4 protein-coding genes and 1 tRNA gene are annotated in these 3,000 nt (G+C 69.3%); 2 read left to right on the forward strand and 3 right to left on the reverse strand.

Features of this window, described 5'->3' with window-relative positions; translation table 11 throughout:
• A partial coding sequence (locus ACOJUF_RS02675) for an SsgA family sporulation/cell division regulator (protein WP_420120321.1) occupies positions 1-185 on the reverse strand: 185 nt, incomplete at its 3' end.
• 357 nt (positions 186-542) lie between these two features.
• Between ACOJUF_RS02675 and ACOJUF_RS02680 the strand changes: the two genes are divergently transcribed.
• A tRNA-Val gene (locus tag ACOJUF_RS02680) sits at positions 543-614 on the forward strand.
• 227 nt (positions 615-841) lie between these two features.
• Positions 842-1,333, forward strand: a complete 492-nt coding sequence (locus ACOJUF_RS02685; RefSeq protein ID WP_420120322.1) for an SRPBCC family protein — start codon at positions 842-844, stop codon at positions 1,331-1,333.
• A gap of 150 nt (positions 1,334-1,483) precedes the next feature.
• Here the strand turns inward: ACOJUF_RS02685 and ACOJUF_RS02690 are convergent, their stop codons facing one another.
• Both ACOJUF_RS02690 and ACOJUF_RS02695 read right to left on the reverse strand, forming a co-directional pair.
• On the reverse strand, positions 1,484-2,674 hold the full coding sequence (locus tag ACOJUF_RS02690) for a tyrosine-type recombinase/integrase (protein WP_420120323.1): 1,191 nt from the start codon (positions 2,672-2,674) through the stop codon (positions 1,484-1,486).
• 1 nt (position 2,675) lies between these two features.
• Positions 2,676-3,000 (reverse strand): helix-turn-helix domain-containing protein (locus ACOJUF_RS02695; RefSeq protein WP_420120324.1); only part of this gene is annotated, 325 nt, incomplete at its 5' end.

The following is a 3,000-nucleotide window of genomic DNA, read 5'->3' on the forward strand; positions in this document are numbered from 1 at the left end:
TCCCGGCCGAACACCCAGCTGACCGCCGGGCTCTGGTCGACCGACAGCAGCAACTGGATCGCGAACGGGTCGTCGCTGCGGTACCGGAACTCGGCGTGGACGGGCGGCAGGGCCGGGTCGGAGATCAGGATCATCTCGGTCACCGTGGCCGTCATGCGGTAGTCCACCGTGTTGAAGTCGGACATCTTCGTTCCCTGCCGTCCGGTGGCCTGTGCTCGGGGGAGTCCCTCGCAGTGGTGTCAGGCCGTTCCTCTGCAGTGGGGACGGCGGACCCCCCGTCTCATCACGCCAACTTCCAGAGTTCACCCGATCGGCGTACCAGAATCTGGGCCCGGCGCGGAATAGGGCCGCCCGTCGATCGGCCGCCCAGGGACCTGCAGTGCTCCCGCCGGGGCCTGGCGACCCTCCCTGCTGGGACCGGCGACCCTCCTCGCCGGGGCCGGTGACCCTGCTCGCCGGGGCCGGCGGCGCCGGTCGCCGGGGTGGTCAGCAGGGCCCGCCGGATCGGGTAAGGTGGCTGCTGCTCGTCACGACGAGATCCCGGGCGATTAGCTCAGCGGGAGAGCGCTTCGTTCACACCGAAGAGGTCACTGGTTCGATCCCAGTATCGCCCACGCAGGTCACAGGCCCTGATTCGAACATTCGGATCGGGGCCTTCGTCGTGATAGGCAGCACAAAGGCATCAGAGGGCATCATCGAGGCCCGCGGGATGCACTCGGCGTCGTCGGCCTGCGTCGCGGGCGACCCGATGCGGAGCCGGCCGTCAGAAACGCCATCACCGACGAAGCGACCTGCTTGACTGGGGGGCACTCGTCTTCTCCCAGACCTGGAGCACTCCAGCATGAAGTACACCGTCTCGATCGAGATCGCCCAGCCGCGGGAGCGGGTGGTCGAACTGCTCGCCGACCCTGCTCAGCTGCCGAAGTGGCTGCGGGGCCTGGTGCTGCACGAGCCGCTGGACGGGGTGCACGGGCAGGTCGGCACCACCTCGAGGGTCGTGCTGAAAATGGGACAGCAGGAGTTCGAAGGCACCGAGACCATCACCCGTCGCGAACCGGCCGACCTGCACGGGATTCCCAGTCACACCGTCGTTCACTACGACCGGGAGCTCGTCGCCAAGGGCATGTGGAGCGCCGCGCGCGAGCGGCTGACCGAAGCTGGGCCGGACACGACCCTGTGGTCGAGCGAGAACGAATATCGGTTCAGCAGCTTGCCGATGCGCGTGATGGGGCAGGTGATGCGCGGGTCCTTCCGGAAGCAGTCGCGTCAGCACATGCTCGACTTCAAGGCGTTCGCCGAGCAGGGGGTGGACGTCCGCGACGCGCCGGGCTGACGAGCTCCCCGGCGGGCTGAGGTTGCCACGCAAGCTCGTCGGTTGTCGCGCCTTCGTCCAGGCCCGAAGGTTCTCGATGTTGGAACCCGTCACCACGTGGGTGGTCAGGACAGCCAGTCGGAGCCGTGCGCACACCACTCGCCGGCAGTATCAGGGTGTGTCGTCGAGGGCCCGCAGGATGCGTTCGGCATCGTCGGTGCGCCTCGTGTACAGGTCCAGCGTCGTCGAGGCCCGCTCGTGCCCCATCACTCGCTGCACCATGTTCGGCGGCACGCCGTCGTCGACCAACCACGTCGCGTACGAATGCCGCAAGTCGTGATAGCGCAGTCCGCCCGTCTGTAGGCGGGCGACCTCGGCAACCGCCGCGCCTTCGCTGTCCATGGCGGCTCGGGCCGGCCGGCCGTCGTCGCCGGTCCACGACGCCACCCAGCGATCGCCATCCCGCGTGACGGCACCGAGCAGGCCGGCCCGGACGAGCGAGGGTCGCCAGACCCGGGCCCGGAAGTTGGTTCGTCGATGGGCGGCCCCGACCTCGTTGCCGAACAGCAGATCCGCTTCGCCGTACCCGTACCGCTCGGTGTGCGTCCGGAGGATCTCGATCAGCCATTCCGGCAGCGGTACCGACCGGCGACCGGCCGCCGATTTGGGGTAGCCCTTGAAACTGGTGTGCCCAGCGACCTCGACGACTGTGCGGATCACCCGCAGCCGGCCGGCGTCCAGGTCGACGGCATCGGCGCAGAGTCCGGCGGCCTCGCCCCAGCGCAGGCCGGCCCCACCCGCGACGGCGACCAGGCCGCGGTACCGGTTGGGCACTGCCGGCAGCAGCTTGCTGCGGAACGTCGACCGCTCGATGACCTGCTCGTCGTGATCCTGCTTGCGACGCTTCGGGACCCGGATGTCCTCGCACGGGTTGTAGGCGATCAGCCGATTCCGCACCGCGGACCGCATCACCCCGCTCATCAGCCGGCGGCACTCACCGACCGTCGCCGGGGACAGCCTCGGGCTCAGACCGGAGATCCAGGTCTGGACGGCCAGGTGGTCGATCTTGCCCAGCGGCCACGCCTCCCATTGCTTGAGCACGTGGTTCCGCATCACCGACGCGTCGCGGGCCGACGTGGTCGCCTCCGTGTTCCAGGACGCCATCCACTGACGGGCGTGGACCCCGAACGGCATCCGGCCGGCGTGCGGCGACACGTAGGTGCGCGCCGCCGTCGACGTCTTCATCTGCGCCAGGAAGATCGACGCCTCCCGCTTGGTCGGGAACGTCTTGGACTCCTGCCGGCCGGCCGGCGAGCGCCAGTACGCTCGCCAGCGACCCGCATCGGTCTTGCGGATGGCCACGTCAGGCCGCCGGCAGGTGGTCCAGCCAGTCGTGCAGCGCCTTGCGCGGGACCAGCCAACGCCGGCCGAGCCGACGCGCCGGAATGACCCCGTCCCGGGCGAGCTGGTAGGCGGTGGCCCGGGAGATCCCCAGCAGCTCGGACACCTGCTCGATGGTGTAGGTCAGTTGCTTGGTGTCGATGATCCTGGCCAGTCGCGGATCGATCATGGTGTTCTTCCTTCCGTTGTGCCGGCGGCCGTTCCGTCGGCGCCGGTGGTTCCTGGCGTTGTCGGCGGCCAGGACGCCGAGCTTCACGAGATGGCGCCGTATTCCCAGTGCCACGGCT

Origin of the sequence: Nakamurella sp. (assembly GCF_048594475.1) — a bacterium.
GTDB lineage: Bacteria > Actinomycetota > Actinomycetes > Mycobacteriales > Nakamurellaceae > Nakamurella.